Here is a 25,759-nt window from a genome sequence, read left to right as displayed (position 1 = left end):
ATTTATTGTTTATCCAATTCCCTTATTATTGCGTTTGTAATTTCCTTAGTTCCGACGTAGTTATCGGGATTTATGTCGCGTGTGACATATTTCCCTTCGGCTATAACGGCTGCAACGGCTTTTTCAATTCTCCCTGCTGTATCCATTTCGCCCATGGATTCTAGCATCATTACGCAGGCCAGAATAATTGCGCACGGGTTAGCCAGGTTCATTCCTGCAATATCAGGTGCGCTGCCGTGCACGGCTTCAAAAAGCGACACATCGGGCCCGCGGTTTGCACCCGGGGCCATACCGAGGCCGCCAACAAGTCCGCTTGCAAGGTCAGAAAGTATATCCCCGAAGAGGTTTGTTGTTACAATAACGTCAAACTGGTAAGGGTTTAAGACCATCTGCATGGCCATATTGTCAATAATTTTGTCGTTAAACTGAATATCCGGGTATTCCTTTGAAATCTCCCTTGCAATATCGAGGAAAAGTCCGCTCGTATACTTCAGAATATTAGCCTTATGGACTGCGGTAACTTTCTTTCTTCCCCTGTTTTTAGCGTATTCAAAGGCAAATCTCAGTATTCTTTCGCATCCGCGCCTGGTTACAATTCCTATTGTCTCTGCAGCAGAACGCGAAGAATCGATATAATGTTCAATTCCCGAGTAAAATTCTTCCAGGTTTTCACGGAAAATTACCATATCAATATGGTCGTAGAGAGTTTTAATGCCCTTGTAGGTTTTAGCCGGGCGTTCATTGACATAAAGGTCGAATTCTTTGCGCAAAGCCACATTTACACTCCTGAAGCCCTTGCCGACGGGAGTAGTCAGGGGTCCTTTCAGGGCAATTTTATTTTTAGCAATAGAATCCAGAGTAGCCTGAGGCAAGGGGTCCTTATATTTATCGATTGCGGCCATACCGGCCGTCTGAACGTCCCAGTATATTTTAACTCCGGCGTGTTCAATAACCTTAATTGCGGCCTCAGTAATATCGGGTCCTATTCCGTCACCCGGTATCAGTGTAAACTCGTAGCTCACTTTCCCTCCTAAAGATAGTTTTTGAGAATTCTTTCCGGATCAGTGCCCTTAATACATAGATCTTCATAATATAATAATGAAAATCCTGTATACCAATCCAATACCGAATAAAAGATATGTAATCTGTAAATTTACGAAAAAAGGGGCTCGATTTCTAGTTTAACGTTCGACGTTCGACGGAAAGACAGGTTCGACGTTGAACCTTCTTGAACTTCTCGTTTATATTTTATATTCTACTATAGTTACCCTCTATCCGCCGGATGAATATAATCAAATTAGAAAAGGAGAAGCTGTTATGAAAAGGAATAAGGAAAATCTGATAGTGGGAGTGATTGTTGGGAGTATAGCAGGCGGTGTTTTAGCCCAGATTTTAACCCCTGTCTCTGGCAGGCGCGTCAGAAGGGAAATTAAACGCGGTATGAATACCTATATGGACAAAGCTAAAACCCAGAGCCGGAGGCTGCTTGATGAAACAAAAAGCGTCACTTCAAGCTGGGTCGACAGGGCGCAGGACGTATTTACTCAGGCTAAAAGATACGCATCAGGGAAAGTTGACGTTCCGAGGGATACTATTGAAAACGAGATCAGCAGGCTCAGAGATGCACTGGCTGCCGCAATTGACGCATATAAGAATTATGAAAAAGAGACCGAAGCAACACCGCCAACCGCTGCAGGTGAAACAAGACCCTCTTCTATCGAGGTAAAAGACCAGCTTACGGCTGAATATGAAAATGAAACCCTTCCCAAACGCGAAAGCATGGGAAGAAGATATGAAAATGAAAAACCGCGCTAAAACCCGGGCCATCCGTTTTTAAAGAAAAAGGATTGAGGCTCCACCTAATGGCGCCTCAATCCTTAAATAATTATTGCAGGGCGGCTATTATAAAGAAGCCGGCCTGTGTTTCGAAGCAATATTAATTCTGTTCAGGGCACGCGAGAGTTCCGCCTGTGTCTGGTCAACTTCAAACTGCTGGCTTCTGTCCTTAAGACGCTGCTGTGCTCTTTCCATCGCCTTTTTAGCTCTTTCGACGTCAATTTCCACAGCTTCTTCAAAGCTTTCGGCCAGGGCAAGGATTTTATTGTCCTTAACCTCAACTGTGCCGCCGCCTGTAGCAAAGAAGCGCGTGCCATTGTTCTCATCAACAACTTTAATAAGGCCTATTTCAAAAGAACTGATCAGAGGAGCATGGTTATAAAGAACCTGGAAGCCCCCCAGGGTCCCCGGAATAGTTACAGATTTAATATTACCGGCGTAAGCAACCTTTGAAGGTGTTACAACCTCTAAGAATAATTCTTTCATATTTTACTGCATTTTTTTGGCTTTTTCTACTGCTTCTTCAATTGTACCAACATACATGAAAGCTGCCTCGGGAAGGTCATCATATTCACCGTTGATGATCGCCTTAAAGCTCCTTACGGTATCTTCAAGCTTAACGTATCTTCCCTGATAGCCTGTAAACTGTTCGGCTACGTGGAAAGGCTGGCTGAAGAACCTCTGGATTCTTCTTGCACGTCTTACAGTAATTTTATCGTCTTCTGAAAGTTCGTCCATGCCAAGAATATTTATAATATCCTGAAGGTCCTTATACGACTGCAGGATTTCCTTTACTCTCATGGCTACATCATAGTGTTCCTGTCCCACGATGCCCGGTTCAAGTATACGTGAAGTTGATTCAAGAGGATCAACTGCAGGATAGATACCGAGTTCCGAGATCTGGCGGCTTAACACTGTTGTAGCATCCAGGTGGGCAAAAGCTGCTGCAGGGGCAGGATCTGTAAGGTCATCTGCAGGAACGTAAATTGCCTGAACAGAAGTAACAGACCCCTTATCGGTTGAAGTAATTCTTTCCTGAAGGCCGCCCATTTCAGTTGCCAGGTTCGGCTGGTAGCCTACGGCCGAAGGCATTCTGCCTAAAAGAGCACTTACTTCACTTCCCGCCTGTGTAAAACGGAATATATTATCGATAAAGAGGAGCACGTCTTTACCTTCTTCATCGCGGAAATACTCAGCCATTGTAAGACCTGTTAGTCCAACTCTAAGTCTTGCTCCCGGCGGCTCGTTCATCTGTCCGAAGACGAGGCAGGTTTTAGCCAGAACGCCCGACTCCTTCATATCGAGCCAGAGGTCATTGCCTTCCCTGGTTCTTTCACCTACACCTGTAAAGACAGAATAGCCGCCGTGCTGGGAGGCAACGTTATGGATAAGCTCCATAATAACAACGGTTTTACCCACGCCGGCGCCGCCGAAGAGGCCTGTTTTACCGCCTTTTGAATAAGGTTCGAGAAGATCGATTACTTTGATACCTGTTTCGAAGAGTTCCTGGCTGGTAGTTAAATTTTTGAATTTCGGAGCAGGACGGTGTATCGGGTATGAGAATTTTGTTTTAATTTCACCAAGCCCGTCTATGCCTTCGCCAATTACGTTAATAAGACGGCCTAAAGTTTCAGGACCTACGGGAACTGTAATCGGGGCCCCTGTATCGATAGCTGCCATGCCCCTTACAAGTCCGTCTGTTGTATCCATAGCAACAGTCCTGACCCTGTTTTCACCTAAGTGCTGCTGTACTTCAACAACTAAAACATCTTCTTTACCTTCCACGTTAATACGCGGAATTTTTATTGCATTAAAAATCTTTGGTAAGTATCCATCCTCAAAATCAACGTCAACAACAGGGCCGATGACTTGAACAATTTTTCCTTCTTTGCCTTCGATATTGCCCATTTTTCTCCCTTAATGTTCGATAAATAAATGTTAAATTAACTAAATATCCATTTCTTTTCAATAAAACAGTAAAATTTATTCAGTTTGAAAAGGAATTTCCTGTCAGAATTAAAACATAATATGCAGAAAATCAGTTCATAGTAATTACAGCATCTGAACCCGTTAAACAGATTTTAGCTAAAACAAAGCTGCCCGCACGGGGGCAGCAAAACATATTTACAAGTCTGTGGAAAGAACAAATCTCAAGATGCGGTTATTATCCGTATCGGCCACATAGACGATCTTGTTATATACGGCAACGGCATACGGATGCTTAAAGACAGCACTTCCTCCAAATGACTGAAGCTCTTCGCCGTAGGCATTAAACTTAAAGATGCTGTCTTTAGCCGCATCGGCAACATAGATATTTCCGGAATTATCCACCGCCGCGTCCTCGGGCTGAAGGAAGCGGTTTACAGCCATCATCTTTGCCTGTGAATTTGACGGGTCAAGTTTGCTCTCATAGCCCGTATACAAATTAGTGGAAACAAACTTAAGCCATTGTGTCTTAAAGCTGTTGTCACCTATAAGCGTAACAACAAAATCCATATTGCTCCGGTTTGTAGAGCTAAGGGAGCTTATTTTATTGGCCGAAAGCAATCCTGTACCTTCTGCTGCAATGTTCGGCAGTGTACCGATAAGTGTATCTTTTTTTGCAGCTGTTTTCTGGAAAATCAGTATCGAATTATCGGGCTCAAATGTGTTCTGGTTTTCAGGGCCTTTTCTGCTTACGTAGAAAGAATTATCATAAAATACGCAGACGCCTGTATACTCGCGGCGCTTGATTTCATCAATAAACCTGAAGTCGCTGTTTGTCGGCAGGAGCCTTGTAATAGGAGCCGATGCAATGTTGTGCCCGCTTGCATAAAGGTCAATTTTGTAAACCGCACTGACGGAAACAGCACTCCCCTGGATTGTTGTGTCGAGTGAAGCGCATACGATGAGGTTATCCTGAAAGTCCTGTGCAAGTGCCACAGGATGCTTAACGCTCTTTGTGCCCAGAACGTCGCCGTTAAGGTTCATCATTACAATGCGGTCGTTGTATGTATCGGCCACATAAACAAAAGGCTCATGCCCGATAATAATATCCATCGGCCTGTTGAAGCCTTTCCAGTCGGGGTTCTGCTTTATATAAACTGTATCGCCGATTTTTCCTGCATTCTGGTCCGACTGTGAGTTAATGATATCGCTTACATCCAGCTTATTTGAATCGCACTCAACTGCGATAAAAGAAAACAGTGCCATAAAGGCAGGCAGTATAAATTTCTTATAATTCATATTTACAAACCCAGCATTAATGAAAATCTGTGAGCCGACCCGAGTCGTGTAAAGTTCGAGAAGGCATAATCAAAAGTAACGTCAGCCACCCTGAGCGGCATTCTTACGCCGGCGCCCAAAGAGTAGTTCTGTTCTTCAACATTAAACTTATATCCGCCGCGTACGAAGAAGATATTCTTCCATTTGTATTCAATACCGGTCGAGACGTTTTCGCTGTTGTCGTTCGGATGGTTAAGCTGAATTGATGTTGTAACCATCTGGTCCTCCGACTGGTAAGGCTCGAATGCAAAGCCGATGCGGAAAATTGTAGGAGGAGAAAACGACTGCCACTGTGATTCCTTCCTTCCGCCCCACAGGACAACTTCACCGTCGGGGGCCATATTGTTACCGAAATTGCTTACGGTAACGGCAAATCTTGAACTTCCGAGGCCGGTATAGTAGTAGGTTCCAAGGTCTATCATCACGCCGCGCATTTTCAGCTTATCGAGAGTCTCTTCGACGTATCTTACGGTGCCGCCGAAGGAGAACTGTTCTGTCATCTTTCTTGAATAAGAAACCGCAAAGGCAACGTCTCCGAAAGTGAAGTGTTCACCCGTTCCGAAAGGCTGAGTCTCAGTAGTTACGTCCATCTCCTTCGTATGAAGCGAGGTCAGTGCAACGCCCACTGCATCATTTGACGAGAAGTGGTAAACGCCTCCAATAAAGTCGTGCTTTAAGTCCACGAGCCACTCGTTATGAGAGAACATGACCTGGTCCGCTGGAGCCTGTATGAGGCCTGCGGGGTTCCAGTAAAGAGCCGAGACATCGTTTGCAACTGCAACGAATGCATCTCCCATTGAAGCGGCTCTGCCGCCAACGCCCACTTTAAGGAACTGGACTGCCGAGATGCCGGCCCTCTGGCCGCCGAGGGTTGGGAAAAGCTGTGCTTTAGCTTCAAAGCTCAGCATACAAACAAAAAATATTATTAATAATTTCTTCATATCAGAATTTTAAGCTTAAACCAAATTTAATATTTCTTCTAGTTAGATATCTTGCCGGATTATCCGGGTATGGATTAAGTGGAGCCTGGAGGTCCGGATACCTGGGATCGTTCCATGAGTTGGGAACAGGGTCCCCGTATTCATAAGCGCGCCCGGTTACAGGGTTAATAATTGCCGAGTTTTTGGTATCCAGGAGATTATTTACCTCCATGAATACAGACATTTTAAGTCCCGCTAAAGTAAAATACTTTTCAACGTTCAGATCCACCCAGTACCAGTCCTTTGCAATCATACCGTAGCGGTTGGAGATGTCGGTCCTGTATTCAGGTTTTCCATCCTGTGCGTAGCTGCCTGTAAAGAGTTCTGCAGTATATCTTTTGCCCGATTCATAGAAGAACTTGAGATAGATGTTGTAGTCATCCAAAAGTCCCGGTGCAAAGCCGAAGAGCGGTTCGTCCTTCTGGACGTAGAAATTCATAACCAGTGATCCGGTCAGAGGGCGGTCCCATCCGGTATAGTTTTCCTTGATCGATTCATTCAGGTCGCCTCTTACAACAAGAGCGCCTTCGTCGGCCGAAGAGCTCTTGCCTGTAACAATTGCATATGAGAGTGAGCCGACGGCATTAAATGACTTCCCGATTCTTTTCTTATACTCAAACTCAAGGCCTCTTGCGCGCGCATAATCCTGGTTTGTATAAGTTATAAAGCTCTGCGAAGCAAAGCGGGCCGAAGTAATTACGGCTGAGCGCGTTGAGATATAGTCGAAGATATCTTTATAGTATGCCGTAACTGTCATTACGTCGTTTTCCGAGAACTGTGTCTTAAGACCGAGCTCGTAGGCGACTGTTGTCTCAGGGTTCAGGTTCGGGTTGCCGAATTTCTGGAAACTGGACTTTGCGCTCGAAGGGCTCAGCTTTGCATAAACGTACTGCGGCTTGGGCCATTTGCTGAAATGCCCGTATGAGAAGAACAAGGTCTGGTTATCCGAAATCGGGTGCGATATACCAAGCCTCGGGCTAAGGCGTGCCTTGAAGCGTCTGTTGCCGAAGAACTTATATGTATCTTCATAATATTCTTTTCTTATCTGATCCGGAATTGTAACTACATCGGGATTGGCCACTGCGTCATCGACGTATTTGCCCGGGAACCAGTAGTCCATACGAAGCCCGAAGTTAAGTATCATACCCGAGAAGTTAATGTTATCCTGCGCATAGAAAGCGCCCGTTGCAGGATAGACTTTATAATAGTCGTTATTAAGACCCATCGTACCGATCCACGGCTTATATATATCCAGAAGCTGCATTTCGGTAAGCGAGAGGTTAAAGCCTGCCTTGAATTTATTCTTTTCATCAAAGAAGCTTGTAAGGTCTCCCTTAACGGAAAATTCTTCAAAGTAGTGGTCGTGCCATGTGTACGGGTTTCCCACGTCCCAGAATCCGTCACCCGGAATAACGCCGATCGTATCGCGTCCAGTATTATAGTATTCCAGCGGGAAGTTTGTAATATCTTTTGGTTCAATGTAGTCTTTCCAGTTAAGCCCGTTTGCATCAGAGCGCAGGTGAGTAAAATATTTACCCATCTTAAGCTCATAGAATGTCTTCGAATTTAATGTGTGCGTCCAGGTCAGAGTATTATAAATATTGTCGTGCGTATAGACGTTTGCATTATCCAGGATATTCTGGAATTCGTACTGGTAGCCCGGGCTCGGCTCCACGTATTCAAGGTTCGACTGCAGCGACTGTGAGTTCTGGTTAATGTCCACCGAGCGGTTATAAGAATATACCAGTTTCATGGTAGGAGTCAGCTTATAAGTAAGTTTTCCCATACCTGACCATGAATTTTCCTCCCTCGGGGAGAATCTGCTGCCGTAGAATATTGAAGAATAGAGCCTGTCGGCTGAGGCCTTTTTGTAGCCCTGGGTAATACCGTCGCTAAGGCCCATATAAAGGCTTCCGAAGAATGAGAGTTCACCTGGCAGGTTAATGCCAAGGGCCGGAAGGAGCATTCTTGTAAAGGGCTCGGGGCCTGACAGGTTAGCCTCAAGAATATCTATGTTAAAAACGTGGTCTGAAACCTTATTGCCGAAATTATCTTTTTTATACGAAACATACCCGTGGAACTTGTCACCGCCTTCTCTAGTCCTGACGTTCACGACGCCAGAGGTAGCCTGGCCGAACTCGGCGTTATAGCCGCCCGTAATAACCTCAACTTCCTCGAGGGCGTTTGAAGAAAGCTGCAGGCCGAAGCCGGTGCCGGACAAGGGGTCCTGCACGGAAACGCCGTCAACAAGAAGCGCGTTCTCGTAGGAGCGTCCGCCGCGGATGTGGATTTCGTTATCAGTTTTAATAACGCCTGCCTGCTGAGTCACGAGGTCCGATATATTTTCAACGGCAGCCATTTCAATTTCGTCACGGGAGAGAGTTTTCTTGCTCTGTGTTTCCTCAACGTCAACCAGCGGTTTCTCGCCTATAATGACTACGTCCTTATCGAGCGTGAGGGCAGATTCTTCAAGTTTAACGTCAAGAGATTTTGTTTTATTTGCTTCTATTTTGATGCCTGTAAACTGAACAGTCTTGTAGCCTATAAAAGAGACCTCAATTGTATAGGTACCGGTTGAAACGCTGTTAATTGCAAATTTACCCGAGGCATCACTCTGGGCGCCGTAGTAGGTGCCTTTAACAATAACGTTCACGCCGGGAAGCATTTCCTTTGTTTTGGCATCAGAAATCTTTCCCTCAATTCTCCCCTTTTCCTGTGAGAAGAGCTGAAATGAAAGCAAGATTGAAAAGAAAGTAATTAGTATAGTTTTTTTCATAGTGATAAACCAAAGTCCTCAAAAAAGATCTTTTCCAATAGCAGTTTCACATTCCCCTGGTTGCCGTCAGCTTTGGCAAGAGGAAGCGCGATAAAAAACAATTTCTTCTCAAGATCCCTGACACCAATTATCTTGTTGCCCGAGAGCTGTGTAGTCTCAAGGTTGTAGATTGGTACGGAGTAAGATTCCTTAGGATAAATGCTCCTTACAGAGTAAATAGATGTAATAATCTTGAGGTCCGGGTACAATGAATTGATTCCTGTAACTTTACCGTTAGAGGAAAAAAGCGTCGTCAAATAGTCTTTCTTGTAAGTACTTCCTACCGAATCGACCGGAAGAAAAGATTTCAGCAGGTTGTTGAGTAATAGACTGTTTTCTGCTGCCGAAACGGATTTATCGATCTTTTCCGGCAAAGGCATCGAAAATGCAATTTTTCCTCCAAGGTCAATAAATTTCCTTGATGAAATACTTGCCTCATTGAGGTTTGGAGCATCATCCGAATACCAGAATATATATTTAAAGAATTTAATGGTTTCAAGGAATGTCACGTTTTCGTACGGGACCTTGTTTGCACTGATATCCCACACTTCATATTTATTTGCGAGCGCCCCGCCGTGCATCGTATTAAAAACATTCTTAAAGAAGTCAGCTGCAGCAGGATCGCTTTTATTGTCATCGATAATAAGTACGCTGCCTGCAGGCTTTTTAACGTACCACTTTCTGGATTCCGAAGGAAGAGCCGTAAAGGCGCTTTTTGCTCCGGAAATGTCCTCGGCCTGGATGTAAACCTTATTGTAATCATTCAGCTTAAAGCCATCCAGTTTCTGCGAGTAAATATTTCCCTCAGAAGCATTAATTAAAATTTCTGTCTGAGCTCCGGAAGTATTAAAATCTTTCATGCGCAGCATGACAAGCCTGGTATTTCCGGGCAGTGTAACAAACTTTGTTGTATCGTTAAGTGCAATGTTGATCTTAACGATTGTCTCAACCCCATCAACGTCCGATGCATCCCAGCCGAGAGTCATAACCGGGTATGAAACCTCAGGCAGAGTAGTCAGCTGATTAAATTCCAGCTGCGGAGCCGAATTTTTCAATGGGTATTTGAGGCTTGCAGGTTTCGGGTCTATAAGTCCAATATCGTAGAACTTTTCACCGGGAGTATATTTGCCGTCGCCGTTCTGGTCAACGAATGGTTCGGGTCCGAAATCAATACCATTCTGGACAACTGAATTATCATAGACGCCGTTTCCGCCGTTATCCACTGCGGCGACCTTAAAATTGTAGCTCACATCAGAGGCTCCGATTTTTAAGGCAAATACGCTGTCATTTTTTGTTGTATATGACCAGTGTACGTCATCCCACGAAAAATAGTATCCCACGACGAGACCATCGGGGTCATCGCCCCACCAGCTGACCTTCAGTTTGCTGGGCTGTTTTGATATATCCCCGTCGGGCATGAGCGACATAAAAGTATGCGGAGCCTCATTGGGCGAGAGGATATCGGTAATCTTTTCGTTACATGCCGTAATAAACAAAGCAAGCAATAAGAAAGGTGCAAAACGTAAAAGTTTCTTCATTTTTTTATAAATGGTATTGAAAAATTATCCTTAAAATTCAACGCCCGGCAAAAAAGCCGGACAAAAGCTGAAAGTCATCTAACTCCCCTCCCCGCTTTCATCAGTTGAAAGCGGGGATAAAAGGAGGTAAATACTTAAAAAGAATAAAAGAAGAATTACTTCAGGAGAAGCATTTTCTTTACGGAATTCATGCTGCCTGAATTTAACTGGTAGAAATAAATTCCTGAAGGCATATTTGAAGCATCAAAGGTTGCCTTATAAGTGCCGCCGTTCTGGAACTGATTAACCAGAGTTTTAACTTCCTGGCCCATCAGGTTAAAGATCTTAAGGGTAACCATTCCACCCTTTGGAACAGAGTATTCAATTGTTGTAGAAGGGTTGAACGGGTTCGGGTAGTTCTGCTTTAAGCCAAAGCTCTTAGGCTGGCTGCTTACAGATTCAACTCCTGTTGTGTAGCCCTGGTAGTCGTCATTTTTTCTCGGGACAATCTTATAGTTACCGCCCGTGTAGATGAGGACACCGGTTATGCTGCTGAACTTGTCGCCCTTTGCAACTTTTGTCCAGTTAGGATAAGTAACAACAGTAGCGTCCCAACCGTTATGGTATGTACCGGCACCATCGCCAAGTTTAACTCTTGTACCCACGCCTGATTCATCAGCCACGAGCATTTCAGCATCATTATATGATGTATTGTCGTCGGCATTATCTTTTAGGACAGTAAGGTTTTTATATTTAACAAGCATGCCTTCATATTTTTCGGCATCAACCGTTCCGTTAGTTTTGGTTGCTATATCGCTTGTTAAAAGTTCAACCGGCTGAGGAACGGGGTTATTTGAAGAGCTGATAGTAATAGATGTAATAGAGTCGAGTCTAGTCAGGTTATAATCTTCAATGATGGTTCCGCTTACAGTAATCTTGTCTCCTCTTTTTACTGCCACGGTATCATTACCTGTTATTACCTGAAGAGCCTTAATTCCGTAGACCCAGATTCCGCTCCAGGGTGTTGAACCATCCTGCATGAAAATTCTCTGCAGTTCAAGATAAGTTTTCTGGTCTCCCGGGATATCAGATGTATCGGCAGTAACTACGCCCGTAAGAGAAACTTTATAGCCTGAATAAGGGCTGAAGCCGCCGCCAAGCGGATTGTACTGTACATCCCTGATTGTAACAGGCCTGTTAAGAACCATATAGAGGTAGTTGCTTCTTCCGGTATCTGCCGGGAAGTAGGATACCTGGTCATCGTTATCCTGAGCCCATACATAGAAATCTACTAAAGCTGAATCTTTTTGTATTGCAGGAACGGTTGCTTTGAATATTGTGGTATCTGCAGTCTTTGTCATTGGAACATTGCTGTAGCTGCCGCCGTTTACCCTGTAATAAATTTTTGCATCCTTTATGCTGCCGCCTTTCTGCGGGAGAATTGTAGCAGTAAGGTCTACAGATTGGCCAGGGCTGACAAGGTCAGTATTTCTTTTAAGTTTAGAGATTGCAGGAGGCTGTGAACCGATTTCCATGTCGTTCGGGTATAAAGGAGTAATTGTATAACCTGTAATTGTTCCGCTCCAGCGGTCCTGAATAACGCCTCTTATATAGTTAAGTTTTGCGTTATTCTGCGGCAGGACGTAACCGCTATAGTCCTTAAATTTATATCCGCCTATAGCATTATACCCGTTCTGGGCATACATATAGATCTGATTTCCATTTTCGTCATTTATCTTAAAAGATCCGTCGCTGGTATTTCTGTCGCTTACCCTGACATTACGGAATTCAACGTACATACCCTCGTACTTTTCAGCCAGGGGATCCATAACGCCGGCATTTGTAAAGTCACTTATCTTCATCACTTTGGCAGCAGGCCTGTTCGGAGCCTGATCAAGTGTGTTTATAGGAACCGGAACTGGCTTGGAAATAAGGACGAATTCAGTTGAAGTGAAATAATCCTTAGCATATCCTGTAAACTCAACATACTGGGCCGAGTCAACCGTCCAGAGGTTTGTTCCGCTATTCTGGTCTTCCTGGTAAACCTGAAGACCTGCCCATTCGCTGCTGGAATCCTGCACGAAAAGCACATATTTGTTTGTGCTGCTGCAGAAAATCATCGGCTGTGAAGACGAGCTGGAGGGATCCTTCAGCGTACTGTGCAGTGCAACTGCACGAATCCTCACGGTATCAGTAATAGCCGGGGATTGTTTACCTGCTTTGAGGTCTTCATCTGTACGGTACTGAATATCCTTAATGGTCTTCAAGGGATATACTTTCTGCGCAAATGAAGAAGCGCTCAACAGAATCAGAGAAATCAATAAGTATCTAAGTTTCATATAGGCCTCATAATATGTTATTAACTAAAACAAAGTATCCGGGAAAAACGCCCGGAGAAAAACTGGATTCAGGGAATAAGCATTTATTTAACGATCAGGAATTTCCCTTTTTTAATTTCGCCGGTCTGGGAATCCTTAACCGTAAAGAGATAGAGTCCGCTTGCGATTGCCTGGTCGTTGTCGCTGATAATATCCCATGCGTGTTCGCCGCCTGCCATAATCTGTGTCTGGTCCTTGGCATAAGTTTCAAACCATCTCAAGTCGCTTCCGTTACTGTTTTGGTCATGCTGTATTCTTTTAACAATATCCCCGGCAAGTGTATAAATTGTAATTTCGCATTGAGCCGGAAGATTATAGAAGTAAATTTTCCTCAACCTTTCAGAATTGCCGTCCCAGTAAGCGTTTCCGTAATAAGGATTCGGATAAACGCCAACCTGGGCCTTCTCGTCCGAAGTAGCAGGAGTGCCGGGTATAACGCGCTTTGAAGAAGCGAGCACACTGGACTCCAGGCTTTCGAGGTTATTTACCGGGTCCCCTTTGTCGAAGGCGGTTACAGAATATGTATACTGCCAGCCGTTTAAGAGGTTGTCAATTTCAAATTTATAATAGTATTTGTTTGTATCGCCCGGGAAAGTTACAGGATCGCTTAATCTTACTTTTGAAAATCCTGTATTATAGCCGACAGTGTTATTAAGGCTGTCGAATTCAGCCAGTGTAACAAGCGAACCCAGGACGTCCTGTGTTGCAGTAAGGTCGTATCCGGCGTTTGTCCTGTAGAGCCTGTAGCCTTCAAAATCCTTCTTTGAAGAGATAGGATCCACAGAGTTTTCAGCGCGTTTATCCCAGTAAATTGTTACTTTCCTGTCCTCAGGCACAACCTTAACTTCAGGTGAAGCTGGAGGTGCAGGCAGAATAAATCTTTTTATTTTTCCGTCGCCGTCGAGGTCCTCGCCCGGATCCAGGAGGCCGTTGCCGTTTTTATCCTCGCCGTTATAAGCCCTCAGGGCCCAGCCGGCGTTAGTAAAGAGGTTTTTCTTCTGTTCTTTTGTATCAAGAGCGGCGGGGTCATATCCCGATTTCTTTGCGCACACGATAGCAAAGGATACATTAATAGAATCGCCTGGGGCAATAGTTGAGAATGGGCCGGAAGTCATTAAAATTGAACGGTTGCTTGAGGCTCTGAGTGTTGCCTGGTTAATATTCTGGAATTTAATGCCATCGGCAAAGAAGCCGTTCATTTTTTCATACCTTTGCATGTCGTCCATCGGGGTAAAGAATATAAGGTCGCTCGTATTGGAATGGGTCCAGCTTACAAAGTTTGCATTGTTAACTGCCGGCGTAGCGCCCAGGTACTGAATGCCCACGTAGCTGTCTGTAAAGCCGACGTCGCCGTCGGCGTCAAATTCATAGCCTATTTTTAATGAATCTGCATAGCCGTTACCACCGTGAGTAAAGAAGTTGCTTGTTCCGGGAGGTGAAACAATTGTATTTCTAACTACGGTATCTGTCCAGAGGCCAACAAAAACGCTGTCTATATATTTATCCGAAACGTTTTTAATCCAGTAGTTCATAATAACGAAGAAGTTGGCAAAAGAGTAGTTCCAGACGTAAGATTCCTGGTGGACCGCGATGCCGAGAGGTGTATGATCGGGAATAGGTTCATTGTTTGAGCCGATAAGCACGCGGTTAGTGTCCACAAAATCCATTACAAAGTCCTGATGAGAGACTGCCTTAGGGCTGAAATTCTTGGAAGTCAGAAGGCTGGAGCGTTCAACGATACGGCTTCCCGGCAAATTGGTGTATTCAAAGCCGCCGCCGCGAGAAGAGACTGAGGACTTATCGACGGCGCCAGTAGTAACGAAGGGGCCGCTTTTTCCGGATCCCGAGGCATCCTTGCTTAAATAACCTCCCACCCACAGGCCGCCGGCAAAAATGTGTTCGATGCCGCTTCCCAAGGGGTATTCGCAGGAAGGCTGCTTGGGCCACGTTCCGCTGAATCCGTTGCCGTACATACCGAAATTTGAGAGCGTAAGGCCAAGGTTTCCGATATTGGTAAATTTGGAGTTATCGTCGTCAGTTGTCTTATAAATTCTTTTCTGATTTTCCTGCGCAAACAAAGAGCATGAGAAAAAGAATATTACTGAAAGGACTAGTATAAATTTTGTTTTCATTAAGCTAATTCATTAATGGTATATTTTAAGGCACAAAAAAATAACCATTATGATTGTCTATAGCAACAAAATTCTTTTAACTTTAGAAAATATCGAGAGGCGGTGTAAGATGCGTGGAAGTCTTTATTCTGTAAATATTTACTCGTCCACGAGGAAGAAGTAAATAAGGGCGCCGAAATTGACCTGAAGGGCGCCGAAGGCTATGCCGCTGTAGAGGTCATACCTGTTTGTCCTGTCCAGAAGAGTGTTGTCACCGGACTGGTTATACTGGTCGAAGGATTTATTTGCCTTCATTTTATAATAAGCCGCCGTTGTCCCCAAGGCCACGGCTGTACCGAGGAGGATCTTGAACATATTTGTCTTAAAGAAGCTTTCCTGCGGCTTTTTCCCCAGGAACTCCAGGTCTATTACGGGGCTATGTACCAGTTCATCTGAAGATAAGAATACAGGCTTGTAATTTGTCTTTCTAACCTCAACCTGCGGGAGGGTTCTTAGAATAGATAAGGGAGTACTTCCAAGGAGAGAATCCCTGTAGTAAACGTCGGCATTGTCGGGATTGGTTCTAAGGAAAGCTGTTTTCTTAAAGCTGTATTCCAGGTTTTTAGTCAGTCCGCAATCAGTGACAGAGATTGAATCATGTATCTCCTGCGCCCCCCATTTGCGGGCTTCATCCTTAATAAATATCTTATATCTCCCCTTTTCCACCTCGCGTGAGGCGCGGCCGCTTCCGATAAATGAATCATTGAGGAATATTGCAGCCGAGGAATCCCCGGTTGAAATATTCAGTATGGAGGTGCATTCCTTATTCTGGGCAGATGCCGCAAGAAAAGGGATGAAAAATATTAAAAGGAGAAAATATTTATTTAGCGCGTTCATAAGCCATTACCTTGCCGTTATCAACACCCAGATAAAGAGTTTCATTGTAATATACCGGGGAGAGGCGGGCCCGTCCCTCGAAGTACATTGTTTTTGCTATCTGTCCGTTTTCAACATTTATGAAATAAAGCTTCTTATTCAGATCGGGCTGCACCAGAAAATCTTTAAAAAGCAGGGGTGTAGTGTTTATCACGCCATCTGTGGAAACTTTCCAGAGGAGTTTGCCCGAACTTCCAAGAAATTTATAGATCTCGCCCCTCAGGTTCCCGATGTAGACGTATATGCCGTCATAGACCGGGAAGACGTTTATTTTGTATCCCGTCGGGTATTTCCAGAGGACGTCACCCGAGGTTAAATTCATGCAGTAGAGGACTCCAGTGTTATCTGCCGCAAAGACCGTGTCGCCTGAGGCAGTAAAGCCCCCTTCAAATCCGCTCCCTGTTTTTTTCGCGTAATTTAAGGAGCCTGTATTGGCATTTATGGAATAAACATTTCCCTTGTCGTTTCCGAACACGAGCCTGTCGCCAGAGAGTGCGGCCTGGGAGTGAATGAACCCTTTTGTATCGTATTCCCACACTTTCTGATTCCCATTGTCATATTTAATTGCCTTACCCTGCTCGGTAAGGAAAACAATCCCGTCTTTTGTCTTAACGGGTTCGCTTTCCACCTTGCCCTCAACTTCGTATTTGGCCGCCTCCTGCCCCGAATGGAAATTAAAATTATAGATAACAGAGTTATTATCCTTGTAGCCCGTAAGGGGGAAAGTGAGCACGAACTCATTTATTACGGGAGCGGGAACAATGGAGCCCCTGTATTTAATGAAGCCGATTTCTTTTCCTTCATCCCCATCAAAAGCGTAAATCCTCCCGGACAAGTCGGGAACAAATATATAATTTCCGAATGCTGTAACCGAAGTAGGGCTGAATCCCCCGTTTATATCCCCTTCCCACTTAAGGTTTAATGTGTCGCCAATACTTACGGGAACAAAAAACCTGCGCGAGGAGCTTTCGCCGAACATTGAATATGAAGGGCTTCCGAACTTTGCCTTTGGAATTGCTATATTGCTTGAGCAGCCCCCCAGGAGCATGGTAAGAATAGCAAAAGCCATATTAAGGCCAAGTATTTTCAGTTTCCATGTATTCATTAGAAGTCCCATCCAATAAAGAACTGGTAGAAAAGTCTGGGCTGCAGGCTCTTAAAGTTATTTTCTATCTTTTTACCTATATCGTAACGGAGTGTTATGATGTCAAAAAGGTTAATTCTTATTCCGCCGCCAAGGCTTCCAAGTGTCTCCTGGTATGTTTTATCCCAGGCGCCGCCGCTATCGAAGAAAAGAGCGCCGCGGATGTTCGGGAAAACGAAGTCGATAAATGGGAATCTTACGGCAAAAAGGTCAATTAACGGGAATCTCAGTTCAAGCGATGAGATCCAGAGCTTCTGTCCGCGTATGGACCATCTGGGCCAGCCTCTTAAGTCCCAGCTTCCTCCCATAAAGTAGCGCCTTGCCTCCCGTCCGTCGTTATAAAGGAGTGCGGTTCTAAGTGCAAGAGCGCTTTTATAGCTCAGGCGGAAATAGTTTCTGAAGTCAAAAATGAGCGTATAGTAGTTTACGTTGCTGTATTTAATGTCGTTCGTAAAGCTTAAGAGCACGCGGAAGCGTGTGCCGTCTACAGGTCCCGTAGGCCCCCAGAGCGAGTTATCCATCACGTATGAAATGGAATTTGTAGCCAGGAGCGCCTTTCTTTCTATGACGTTCTGTATGACCTCTTTATCTGAATTGGCCAGTGAAACGCTGGCTTCAATTCTGGAGAATTTGCTGAAGGGGTAGAAAAGCGTAAAATACCCTCCGAAGCTTCTTTCCCAGTAGTATTCATCCGAATCCATTATGTCGTAGCGCCTGCCCGAGTAGTTAAAAAGCCCGTAGGCGTAGTTAGTCCTGTTCCCGATATTTATTCTGGATATAGCGACGTTAAAGCTTTTTAATATATCGCTTTGAACCTCAGCCGTGTTATAGATGAGGAAATAATAGTTATCGTTGCTTAGAAGGTCGCTTAAGGAAAAAAGTGCTCCGCCCTGCGTTCCGTAGACGGGGTCTGTAGTAACCTGGCTCTGCGCGTAGTCGAGTGTGTACTTATTCTCATATTTAAGTTTTTCCTTAATTGAGGCGCCCTCGAGCTTTTTAGCAACCCACTTGCCGTCTGTAAGCGTAAAATCGAAACCTACGAATTTGTAGAGCGAGTCGGCGGGAGCCTTCAGTTTAATTCTGTAGAGCTGGAAAGAGAACTTCTCAAATGCCGAGGCTACAACTTCATTATTATTGATGAAGGAGTAATCGAATACGCTTGTAACAAAATTTGTCATCTGCGTCATGCCCGAGGGTTTTCCGTCCCTCATCTCCAGTTTCCAGAGGTTCTGTATGCCGTCATAGTCGGAGGTAAAATAGAGACTGGAGAAATCGGGGCTGAACTCCGGGCTTTTGTTATTTGCGTCGCAATATGTAAGATAGCGCGTGGAGTGATCGTTTAAGTTATACTCGAAGATGTTGTATTTTTTCTTAAAGATCCCCTCACTCCTGTCGGAAGAAAAGACGACCGTAGTATCGTTTTTGCCGAAAACGGGGTTTATGTCGCTATAGTAGTCGTTAGTAATTCTTTGGAGGCTGCCGTCCTGGTAGTTATAGACAAATATATCCGAGTACCCGCGTCTGTCGATGGACTGGAAGACAACTTTCTTTCCGTCGGAGGACCATCTGGGGGAAGACATGCTTATAAGTTCATTATTCTGGTAATCCCTGAGCATTTTCCCCTCACCAATTGAGTAGAAGTGCAGGGCGTCTGTGCCTCCGGTTTTTGTAATAAACGTAATAATGCCGTCTTTTGATACGCTCAGCGAGGCATCCAGGAGGTGGAAGGCCTCAAAGACCTCTTCTTTTTCACCGCGGATGAGAATATCAGGTTTCGGGCGGTCTTTTTCCTTCTCGAAATCTTTTAACGGCATCTCATAGATTGAAGAATATCCGTCCCTGTTGGCTACAAAGTAGACATTGGGCTGGCCGTTTTTATTATAAATCGAAGGAGAAAAATTAAATCCGAAGTCGGTTAATTTCTGCGCCCCATTTTCCGGCGGAATCTTATTTTTCATCAGCGGGAAGTATCTCTGCTTCAGGTAGTAGTTCCAGTCACGGTCAATTTCCTCAATTGACTTCCCTATTACATATTCCATTAGGTCGTTAAAGTTTTCGTACTGCCAGAAGTTTTCCAAGAGAAGGCCAATTTTCTCCTTACCGTAAGTATCGGAAATAAACTCCAGGAGGTTCTGCCCTTCCTTGTACATCTGGAAGGTGCCGAAAATCATATAGATATCCTTTAGGCCTACGAACTGGTCGTTAATTACAGCGTCACGCATAACCATTTCCGCCTGTTCATCCCAGGTAGTGGACCAGTACTCAGCCAGACCCTCAGTAAACCACAAGGGAGGGTATCGTTCTGTTGTAACCCTGTGGTCCGTAAGGACGCGGTAGATCTTATTGGTCATAAATACGTGCACTAGTTCGTGCCTGATAACGTGGCGGAATGCGTCAATTGAGCCCAGGTAAGGGATTACGACCCTTCCTTTTAAGAACTCGAAAAAGCCTCCTACGCCCTCGGGGATAAAGCCCGGGGTTGTATTTGTCTGCTGGAAATGGATGTGTGTGTTATAGAAAATAAGGGGGATTCTGCCGGTAACAATGTTATTGAATTTAACCTTAAGGTCGCCGAAGGCTTCCTCGGCAAAGTTTGCACCGATTTCGGCCATTTCCTCGAAGTCGTCATAAAAATAAATATCGAAGTGTTCGGTCTTGAGGACCTTCCAGTTGAAGTTATCGTACTGGACCTTATTCCTTCCGAAGAAATAAAACTGTGCCTGTGCCGCAGCCGGCAGAATGAGCAGGAACAGGACTAAGTATTTAAGTTTATTTATAAGCAAGCCATTCATCAAAATATTAATATTTTAATTGAAGAAAGACAGATGCTGATTACGAAGCCTTTACATTATGGACGGCCTAAAATTTGTCATCGTAAGGGCGAGCGCCGCCCGCCCCTACAGAAACTGGATTCAAAAGGCCATAAGGCATATGAAAACAGCCTATACCTACAGTATAAGGAAAAAATATATCGTTATGAAAGGATATTTTAGGGAATATCCCCGTTTATTTTTCCCTGCCTTACAAAAAGTTATTGGTCTGCTCAATTAAATTCTCCGAGAAGAACTTTTCAATTCTTTCCGATACTTCCTGGAGCGAGCCGTAGCCCAGGCATTCGTTAGCCATCTCCTGCGCCTTTTGATAGCTGAGGCTCCTGATGATCCTTTTAATGTACGGGATTGAAGAAGGAGAAACGCTAAGCGAATCCAGCCCCATTCCGACAAGAAGTGGTATTGCAATTGTGTCGCCTGCCATTTCGCCGCACATGCTTACAAACGCGTGGCCTCTCTGGCCGTTTTTAATTATCTGATTGATAGTTCTTATAACAGCCGGGTGGAACTCCTGGTATAGCATGGAAACAATTTCATTTCCACGGTCGACCGCCAGGACGAACTGAATGAGGTCGTTTGTGCCGATGCTTAAGAAATCCACCTCGTCGGCAAACTCCTTTGCCAGCACGGCAGCCGAGGGCACTTCTATCATAATTCCGAGCTGAAGATGGGAGTCGTACTTCAGGTGTTCTTTTTTTAATTCCTCTTTGCACTCTTTGACAAGCGCCTTGGATCTTTTGACCTCTTCCAGGGAGACCACCATTGGGAGCATGAGTTTAACGTTCTTGTGAACGCTTGCCCTTAAGACAGCCCTGATCTGTGTCTTGAAAATTTCGGGGTTATCCAGGAGAAATCTTATCCCCCTCCAGCCTAAGAAGGGGTTTGGCTCCTTGACGTCGTGCGGGAGGAACTTATCGCCCCCGACGTCAAAGGCACGGATAATGACATACTCGGGATAAATTTTCTCGGCCAGTTCGTGGTAAGCCAGGTACTGCTCGTCTTCTCCCGGGAATGTGTCCAGGCCTCCAAAGACCTGTTCAGTTCTTAGTAGACCTATTCCCTTGGCCCCGTTTTCAATTAAATAGTCCACTTCGTCTGTAATATCAATATTGCCGCGGATAATGATCTCATGGCCGTCCAGAGTAACGGCGGGCTCATCTTTCAGTCCAGCCAGTTCCTTGTCGAACTGTGTGAGCTTTTCAATTTTATTCCTGTAGAAGTTAAGCTGCGTCTCATCGGGCTTTAATATGACAATTCCGTGGAAGCCGTCCATAATAACCAGGTCGCCGTCTTTAATTTTTGCCGTTGCGTCGTGTGTTCCGACTACAGCCGGAATTTTAAGCGAACGCGATACAATTGCGGCGTGCGAGGTAAGACCGCCGAAATCTGTAATATAGCCTTTAACGTTACTTTTAGAGAAAAGTATTGTATCGGCCGGCGTAAGAGAAGAAGTAACGACAATAACCTGGTTTGTGATCTTGGACTGGAGCCTTTTTTTCTGGAGGTTCCTTATAATCCTGTTTTTAATGTCCTCAATATCCTGGCTTCTTTCCTTCATATAGAGTTCGTCAGAAGCGTTCATGAGCTCCTGGTAGCGGGTAATCTCGTCGTTTACAATAAATTCAGGGAGTCTTCTTTCAGATTCAATTCTTTTTACAATCTGATCGATTAAAACAGGGTCGTCTAAAATCATGAGCTGGGCTTCAAAAATGGCGGCCCTGTTTTTCCCCATTTTTTCAATAGCTATATCAAAGACCTTTCTGAGCTCGTACTTGGATCTTTCAATTGCCTCTTTGAGGTTTTCAATTGCCTCAGGAATATCTGTTACGATACCGTCCTTGATCTCAAGCTTTTCCTTCTCATAGAGGTAGGCATGGGCAATTGCAATACCGGGGGCGGCAGCAATTCCATTTAATATATTTGAATCCGCAACATTTAACTTTTTCACAGTTCGTCAAAGCCCCTGTTAAAGTAATTAGATATTTCCTCGGCAGCTTCGTTTTCATCTTCCCCTTCAAAAACCAGTGTGAGCTCAGAGCCTTTTTCGGCAGCCAGTGTCATAACACCAATAATGCTCTTGCCGTTTATGTTAAGTCCGTCCTTATTGATAAAAAATTCCGATTTGTACTTAGCCGCAAGTTTTACAATCGTAGCCGCAGGGCGCGTATGGAGTCCTGCGTTATTAACAATTACAACTTTCCTTTCAACCATTTTATAAGTGAAACCTTTAATGTTAAAATAATTTAAAATAATCTTTAAAAATCCGTTTAACTATAAATTTCAGTCAATATACTGAAACTATCAATTTATTTATTTCTCTTTATAAGAGATTCAGCCAGCCATTCCAGGGCGCCGCGGGCTTTTTCATCCTTAACTGCCTTAAGGCTTTTTAAGGCGAGCTGTGTATAGTGTTCAATCTCCTTTTGAGTCTCCTGGAGGACGCCTAGCCTTGAATAGATCTCTTTATATTCACCGACCCTTTTTTTCTCAATTCCCTTATTTTTTATTACCTCGAGGAGCATTTTCTTATCCTTTCCGCCTGCTTTTTCGAGAGCCTTAATAAAGAGGAAAGTTTTTTTGCCTTCGACCAGGTCGCCGCCGATAATTTTCCCGAATTCTGTCTCCTTTGCCGTAATATCGAGGAGGTCGTCCTGGAGCTGGAAAGCAGTTCCGAGGCTGCGGCCGTATAAAGAGAGGGCTTTAACCGTTTTCTTATCCCCTCCTGCAATCTGGGCTCCTACAGAGCAGCAGACTTCAAGAAGAGCAGCCGTTTTTTTATTTATCATCTCCAGGTATTCATCTAAAGATACGTCCTTTCTTACCTCAAAATCCTTATCCAGGCTCTGCCCTTCGCAGACCTCAATAACGCCCTGAGTAAAGGCAGCAAGGACAGACTTGTCGTTTTCCCTGCAGTCCTTGAGTAAAGTCAGGTACGCCACGGCAAGGAGGTTATCGCCGGTTAAAATAGCCGTTGAGAGGTCGTACTTTTTATGAGTAGTAAGCCTGCCGCGTCTTTTGTCGGCGTTATCCATAATGTCGTCGTGCACGAGTGTAAAGTTATGCAGCAGTTCCACGGCAACGGCAGCATTATAGGCCTGGTTAAAGCTGCCTCCGGCAGCGCGGGCTGAAAAGAGCACCAGAAGCGGTCTAAGTCTTTTTCCTCCGCTCTGCATAATATATTCACACGGGGCATAAAGAGATTCAGGTTTACGTTTTAACAAAAGCCTGGAAATTTTATCTTCAATTTTAATTCTCTGCTTTTCATAAAGTCCGGCAAATTCATTTTGATTAAGTTTCAATACAACTCCTCTTTATTAATCAGTTTTTGGTTCCTTAGCTCGTCCGGACTCTCAGAGCCGGTAAGATACATAACATTTTTCACGGTATTAAACCAGTCTCTAACGAGGTCTTTAACGCCCTGTATTCCATCTTTATTAAGTTTCTGAAGGACAGTCCTGGCCGAGGCAGTCATGTCTGCCCCGAGTGCGATAGCCTTAGCCGCGTCCATCCCGGAATTTATGCCGCCGGAGCCAATAAGGATGAAATCAAACTCATTTTTTAATTTTCTAACTTCCTTAATGCAGTACGAGGTTGGAAGGCCCCAGTCCCAGAAGTCTGAATTTTTCTCTTCTTTATTTCTAAGGATTTCCACTCCGGCCCAGCTTGTGCCGCCGGCTCCTGCAACGTCAATTGCCTTAACGCCTGCCTGAAGGAGCTTTTCCGCAGCTTTCAGGCTTATGCCTGCACCGACTTCCTTTGCAATTACGGGTGTTTTTACGCCACCAGCAATCCATTCAATTTTCTTCAAGAGCCCCTTAAAATTTGTGTCCCCGTCTTTCTGCATCAGTTCCTGCAGCGGGTTAAGGTGGATTACGAGCGCCTGTGCCTCAACGAGGTCTATCAGGTACTGGACGTCATGAATGGAGTTCATCTGTACAACCTGGGCGGCACCGATATTGGCTAAGACCGGGACCTTAGGCGCGTTTTTTCTTACAGTTTTGTAGGATTCGGCAAACCGGCTGTTTTCGAGCGCCTGGCGCTGGCTGCCGACGCCGATCGGAATATTAAGTTCACTGGCGGCAACGGCAAGCTGAGCGTTAATATTTTCAGCTTCGCCAGTACCCCCGGTCATGCAGGAGATAAGAAAAGGATAGTTAATCTTAAAGCCGAAGAAATCGCGGCTTAAGTCGAGTTTTTCTAGTTCAACCTCGGTTATTGCGTAATGGATAAACTCATAGCTCCCGAGGCCGCTACTTTTTTTCCTAAAGGCGACTTTATCTGTCAGGCACAGCTCAAGATGCTCTTTTTTTCTTTTTGGGATCTCTCCCGAAGAAGCATTATCCATCAGGCAAAAATATTGTTAGTAATAATAATTGAATGGAAAATATAAAAATTATCCGATAAAATCCTTATTTTGCGCGATTTTTTTCGTGTTTTTAGAAACCCGGAGCCTTGAGGATAGAGCTTAAAAACAATTTTTTTAAGAAATCCCGCGCCTAAAATTTGATTTGGAGGTTAAAATCAGCTAAATTTTCTGCCACTAAAAAATGTGTTCTTTGGGTTCAAACTTCATAAAAAGGACCGGTAAAATGGAAAAAAAGCGGTTAAATTTCTGGCAGATCTGGAATATGAGTTTTGGTTTTCTGGGAATACAGTTCGGTTTTGCGCTGCAGAATGCAAACACGAGCAGGATTTTTCAGACCTTAGGGGCAAGTGTAGACAATATTCCCATACTGTGGATTGCAGCTCCAACTACAGGTTTAATTATTCAGCCTATTATCGGTTATATGAGCGACCGCACGTGGGGGCGCTTAGGACGCAGGAGGCCTTACTTTTTAACCGGAGCCATACTGGCTTCACTTGCGCTTCTTATAATGCCTAACTCGCCTTACCTCTGGGTTGCCGCAGGCATGCTCTGGATAATGGATGCATCCATAAATGTTTCAATGGAGCCTTTCAGGGCTTTAGTAGCAGATCTTCTGCCCTCAGAGCAGAGAACGATGGGTTTTGCAATACAGAGCTTTTTTATTGGCATTGGCGCCGTTGTAGCCTCGGCACTTCCCTATATATTTGACCACTGGTTTCACGTCAGCAATGTTGCAGCTGAAGGTGAGATTCCGGCATCAGTAAAATATTCATTTTATGCCGGTGCCGCGGCCTTTATAACGGCAGTTGTATGGACTGTTGTAAAGACAAAGGAATATCCGCCAAAGGACCTGGAAGCCTTCAGGAAAGAGAAAAGTGAAAGCGCAGGCATTATGGCAGGCGTAAAGGACATATTTAAGAGTTTTGTACAGATACCGAAAACCATGGCCCAGCTGGCAGTGGTGCAGTTTTTTACGTGGTTTGCCCTCTTTGCAATGTGGATCTATACCACTCCAGCCGTTACAAAGCACATTTACCACACAGTTGACACGGCCAGCGCCGCGTACAATGAAGGCGCCAACTGGGTTGGAGTCCTTTTTGCAGCCTACAACGGTTTTGCCGCTGTATGTGCATTTCTGCTTCCATTGATTGCAAAGCATACAAGCCGCAAGTTTGTACACATGCTGAGTCTTGTAATTGGCGGCCTCGGGCTGGCATCTTTTTATGTTGTAGGAGACCCTAACATTCTCATAATTTCGATGCTTGGAATAGGGCTTGCCTGGGCTAGCATACTTTCAATGCCATATGCCATTTTAGCCGGCGCGCTTCCGCCGGAGAAGATGGGTGTTTACATGGGAATTTTCAACTTCTTTATTGTTATTCCGCAGATCCTGGCCTCAGCCATACTGGGATTTTTCATGAAGACCTTCCTTCAGAATGAGGCAATTTACGCGCTTCTGCTTGGCGGAGCCTCAATGATACTGGCAGGAATAATGGTAATGTTTGTTAAAGACGTGGATGAAAAATAGGTTATGAATGAGGGCATCTGCCCCATTTAACGTTAAAGCCTTAAAATAGAAAC

Annotated in this window: 18 protein-coding genes; 2 read left to right on the top strand and 16 right to left on the bottom strand. The window is 44.6% G+C overall.

Going from position 1 to position 25,759, the window contains the following annotated elements:
- Positions 1 to 2 precede the first annotated feature (2 nt).
- Positions 3 to 1,022 carry an NAD-dependent isocitrate dehydrogenase gene (locus tag HF312_16195; GenBank protein ID MCU7521756.1) on the bottom strand — a complete coding sequence of 340 codons (1,020 nt, stop codon included), beginning with the start codon at positions 1,020 to 1,022 and terminating at the stop codon, positions 3 to 5.
- 295 nt (positions 1,023 to 1,317) lie between these two features.
- Here HF312_16195 and HF312_16190 point away from each other — a divergent pair, with 295 nt between their 5' ends.
- Positions 1,318 to 1,815 (top strand): YtxH domain-containing protein, encoded by a 498-nt coding sequence (locus HF312_16190; GenBank protein MCU7521755.1) that lies wholly within the window; start codon positions 1,318 to 1,320, stop codon positions 1,813 to 1,815.
- A gap of 87 nt (positions 1,816 to 1,902) precedes the next feature.
- On the opposite strand, the gene atpC is transcribed toward HF312_16190, so the two are convergent.
- The 15 genes from atpC to HF312_16115 all read right to left on the bottom strand — a co-directional run bounded on the left by atpC (position 1,903) and on the right by HF312_16115 (position 24,157).
- Entirely contained in the window at positions 1,903 to 2,322 is a 420-nt protein-coding gene (gene atpC, locus HF312_16185) for an ATP synthase F1 subunit epsilon (GenBank protein ID MCU7521754.1), read from the bottom strand.
- Positions 2,323 to 2,325: 3 nt separating this feature from the next.
- Entirely contained in the window at positions 2,326 to 3,744 is a 1,419-nt protein-coding gene (gene atpD / locus HF312_16180) for a F0F1 ATP synthase subunit beta (GenBank protein MCU7521753.1), read from the bottom strand.
- Positions 3,745 to 3,960: 216 nt separating this feature from the next.
- Positions 3,961 to 5,061, bottom strand: a complete 1,101-nt coding sequence (locus HF312_16175; protein ID MCU7521752.1) for a hypothetical protein — start codon at positions 5,059 to 5,061, stop codon at positions 3,961 to 3,963.
- A gap of 2 nt (positions 5,062 to 5,063) precedes the next feature.
- Positions 5,064 to 6,041: a UPF0164 family protein gene (locus HF312_16170; GenBank protein ID MCU7521751.1), complete on the bottom strand. Its 978-nt coding sequence runs from the start codon at positions 6,039 to 6,041 to the stop codon at positions 5,064 to 5,066.
- A 1-nt stretch (position 6,042) separates the two neighbouring features.
- Positions 6,043 to 8,856, bottom strand: coding sequence for a TonB-dependent receptor (locus tag HF312_16165; GenBank protein MCU7521750.1), 2,814 nt, complete (start codon positions 8,854 to 8,856; stop codon positions 6,043 to 6,045).
- Positions 8,853 to 10,433: a hypothetical protein gene (locus HF312_16160; protein MCU7521749.1), complete on the bottom strand. Its 1,581-nt coding sequence runs from the start codon at positions 10,431 to 10,433 to the stop codon at positions 8,853 to 8,855. Before HF312_16160 ends, HF312_16165 begins: the two co-directional genes overlap by 4 nt.
- 155 nt (positions 10,434 to 10,588) lie before the next feature.
- Positions 10,589 to 12,751, bottom strand: a complete 2,163-nt coding sequence (locus HF312_16155; protein ID MCU7521748.1) for a T9SS type A sorting domain-containing protein — start codon at positions 12,749 to 12,751, stop codon at positions 10,589 to 10,591.
- A gap of 83 nt (positions 12,752 to 12,834) precedes the next feature.
- On the bottom strand, positions 12,835 to 14,922 hold the full coding sequence (locus HF312_16150) for a hypothetical protein (GenBank protein MCU7521747.1): 2,088 nt from the start codon (positions 14,920 to 14,922) through the stop codon (positions 12,835 to 12,837).
- Positions 14,923 to 15,060: 138 nt separating this feature from the next.
- On the bottom strand, positions 15,061 to 15,798 hold the full coding sequence (locus HF312_16145) for a hypothetical protein (protein ID MCU7521746.1): 738 nt from the start codon (positions 15,796 to 15,798) through the stop codon (positions 15,061 to 15,063).
- The gene (locus HF312_16140) at positions 15,782 to 16,942 is read right to left on the bottom strand and encodes a PQQ-binding-like beta-propeller repeat protein (protein ID MCU7521745.1); all 1,161 of its coding nucleotides are present in this window, start codon (positions 16,940 to 16,942) and stop codon (positions 15,782 to 15,784) included. The genes HF312_16145 and HF312_16140 overlap by 17 nt, the downstream gene beginning before the upstream one ends.
- Positions 16,942 to 19,773, bottom strand: a complete 2,832-nt coding sequence (locus HF312_16135; protein MCU7521744.1) for a hypothetical protein — start codon at positions 19,771 to 19,773, stop codon at positions 16,942 to 16,944. The genes HF312_16140 and HF312_16135 overlap by 1 nt, the downstream gene beginning before the upstream one ends.
- Positions 19,774 to 20,002: 229 nt before the next feature.
- Positions 20,003 to 21,760 (bottom strand): phosphoenolpyruvate--protein phosphotransferase, encoded by a 1,758-nt coding sequence (ptsP, locus tag HF312_16130; protein ID MCU7521743.1) that lies wholly within the window; start codon positions 21,758 to 21,760, stop codon positions 20,003 to 20,005.
- On the bottom strand, positions 21,757 to 22,023 hold the full coding sequence (locus tag HF312_16125) for an HPr family phosphocarrier protein (protein MCU7521742.1): 267 nt from the start codon (positions 22,021 to 22,023) through the stop codon (positions 21,757 to 21,759). Before HF312_16125 ends, ptsP begins: the two co-directional genes overlap by 4 nt.
- Before the next feature lie 95 nt (positions 22,024 to 22,118).
- Positions 22,119 to 23,111, bottom strand: a complete 993-nt coding sequence (locus tag HF312_16120) for a polyprenyl synthetase family protein (GenBank protein MCU7521741.1) — start codon at positions 23,109 to 23,111, stop codon at positions 22,119 to 22,121.
- Positions 23,108 to 24,157, bottom strand: a complete 1,050-nt coding sequence (locus HF312_16115) for a type 2 isopentenyl-diphosphate Delta-isomerase (protein MCU7521740.1) — start codon at positions 24,155 to 24,157, stop codon at positions 23,108 to 23,110. The genes HF312_16120 and HF312_16115 overlap by 4 nt, the downstream gene beginning before the upstream one ends.
- 244 nt (positions 24,158 to 24,401) lie before the next feature.
- Between HF312_16115 and HF312_16110 the strand changes: the two genes are divergently transcribed.
- The gene (locus HF312_16110) at positions 24,402 to 25,706 is read left to right on the top strand and encodes an SLC45 family MFS transporter (GenBank protein ID MCU7521739.1); all 1,305 of its coding nucleotides are present in this window, start codon (positions 24,402 to 24,404) and stop codon (positions 25,704 to 25,706) included.
- Positions 25,707 to 25,759: the final 53 nt, after the last annotated feature.

The organism is Ignavibacteria bacterium, from assembly GCA_025612375.1.
Classification (GTDB): Bacteria; Bacteroidota; Ignavibacteria; order Ignavibacteriales; family SURF-24; genus JAAXKN01.
The sequence above is the reverse complement of the archived record's forward strand: the minus strand, read 5'-3'. Positions and strand labels throughout refer to the sequence as shown.

Coding starts and splice junctions, on each gene's coding strand:
- HF312_16190 (MCU7521755.1), top strand. CDS start 1,318: ATGAAAAGGAATAAGGAAAATCTGATAGTGGGAGTGATTGTTGGGAGT.
- atpC (MCU7521754.1), bottom strand. CDS start 2,322: ATGAAAGAATTATTCTTAGAGGTTGTAACACCTTCAAAGGTTGCTTAC.
- atpD (MCU7521753.1), bottom strand. CDS start 3,744: ATGGGCAATATCGAAGGCAAAGAAGGAAAAATTGTTCAAGTCATCGGC.
- HF312_16175 (MCU7521752.1), bottom strand. CDS start 5,061: ATGAATTATAAGAAATTTATACTGCCTGCCTTTATGGCACTGTTTTCT.
- HF312_16170 (MCU7521751.1), bottom strand. CDS start 6,041: ATGAAGAAATTATTAATAATATTTTTTGTTTGTATGCTGAGCTTTGAA.
- HF312_16165 (MCU7521750.1), bottom strand. CDS start 8,856: ATGAAAAAAACTATACTAATTACTTTCTTTTCAATCTTGCTTTCATTT.
- HF312_16160 (MCU7521749.1), bottom strand. CDS start 10,433: ATGAAGAAACTTTTACGTTTTGCACCTTTCTTATTGCTTGCTTTGTTT.
- HF312_16155 (MCU7521748.1), bottom strand. CDS start 12,751: ATGAAACTTAGATACTTATTGATTTCTCTGATTCTGTTGAGCGCTTCT.
- HF312_16150 (MCU7521747.1), bottom strand. CDS start 14,922: ATGAAAACAAAATTTATACTAGTCCTTTCAGTAATATTCTTTTTCTCA.
- HF312_16145 (MCU7521746.1), bottom strand. CDS start 15,798: ATGAACGCGCTAAATAAATATTTTCTCCTTTTAATATTTTTCATCCCT.
- HF312_16140 (MCU7521745.1), bottom strand. CDS start 16,942: ATGAATACATGGAAACTGAAAATACTTGGCCTTAATATGGCTTTTGCT.
- HF312_16135 (MCU7521744.1), bottom strand. CDS start 19,773: ATGAATGGCTTGCTTATAAATAAACTTAAATACTTAGTCCTGTTCCTG.
- HF312_16125 (MCU7521742.1), bottom strand. CDS start 22,023: ATGGTTGAAAGGAAAGTTGTAATTGTTAATAACGCAGGACTCCATACG.
- HF312_16115 (MCU7521740.1), bottom strand. CDS start 24,157: ATGGATAATGCTTCTTCGGGAGAGATCCCAAAAAGAAAAAAAGAGCAT.
- HF312_16110 (MCU7521739.1), top strand. CDS start 24,402: ATGGAAAAAAAGCGGTTAAATTTCTGGCAGATCTGGAATATGAGTTTT.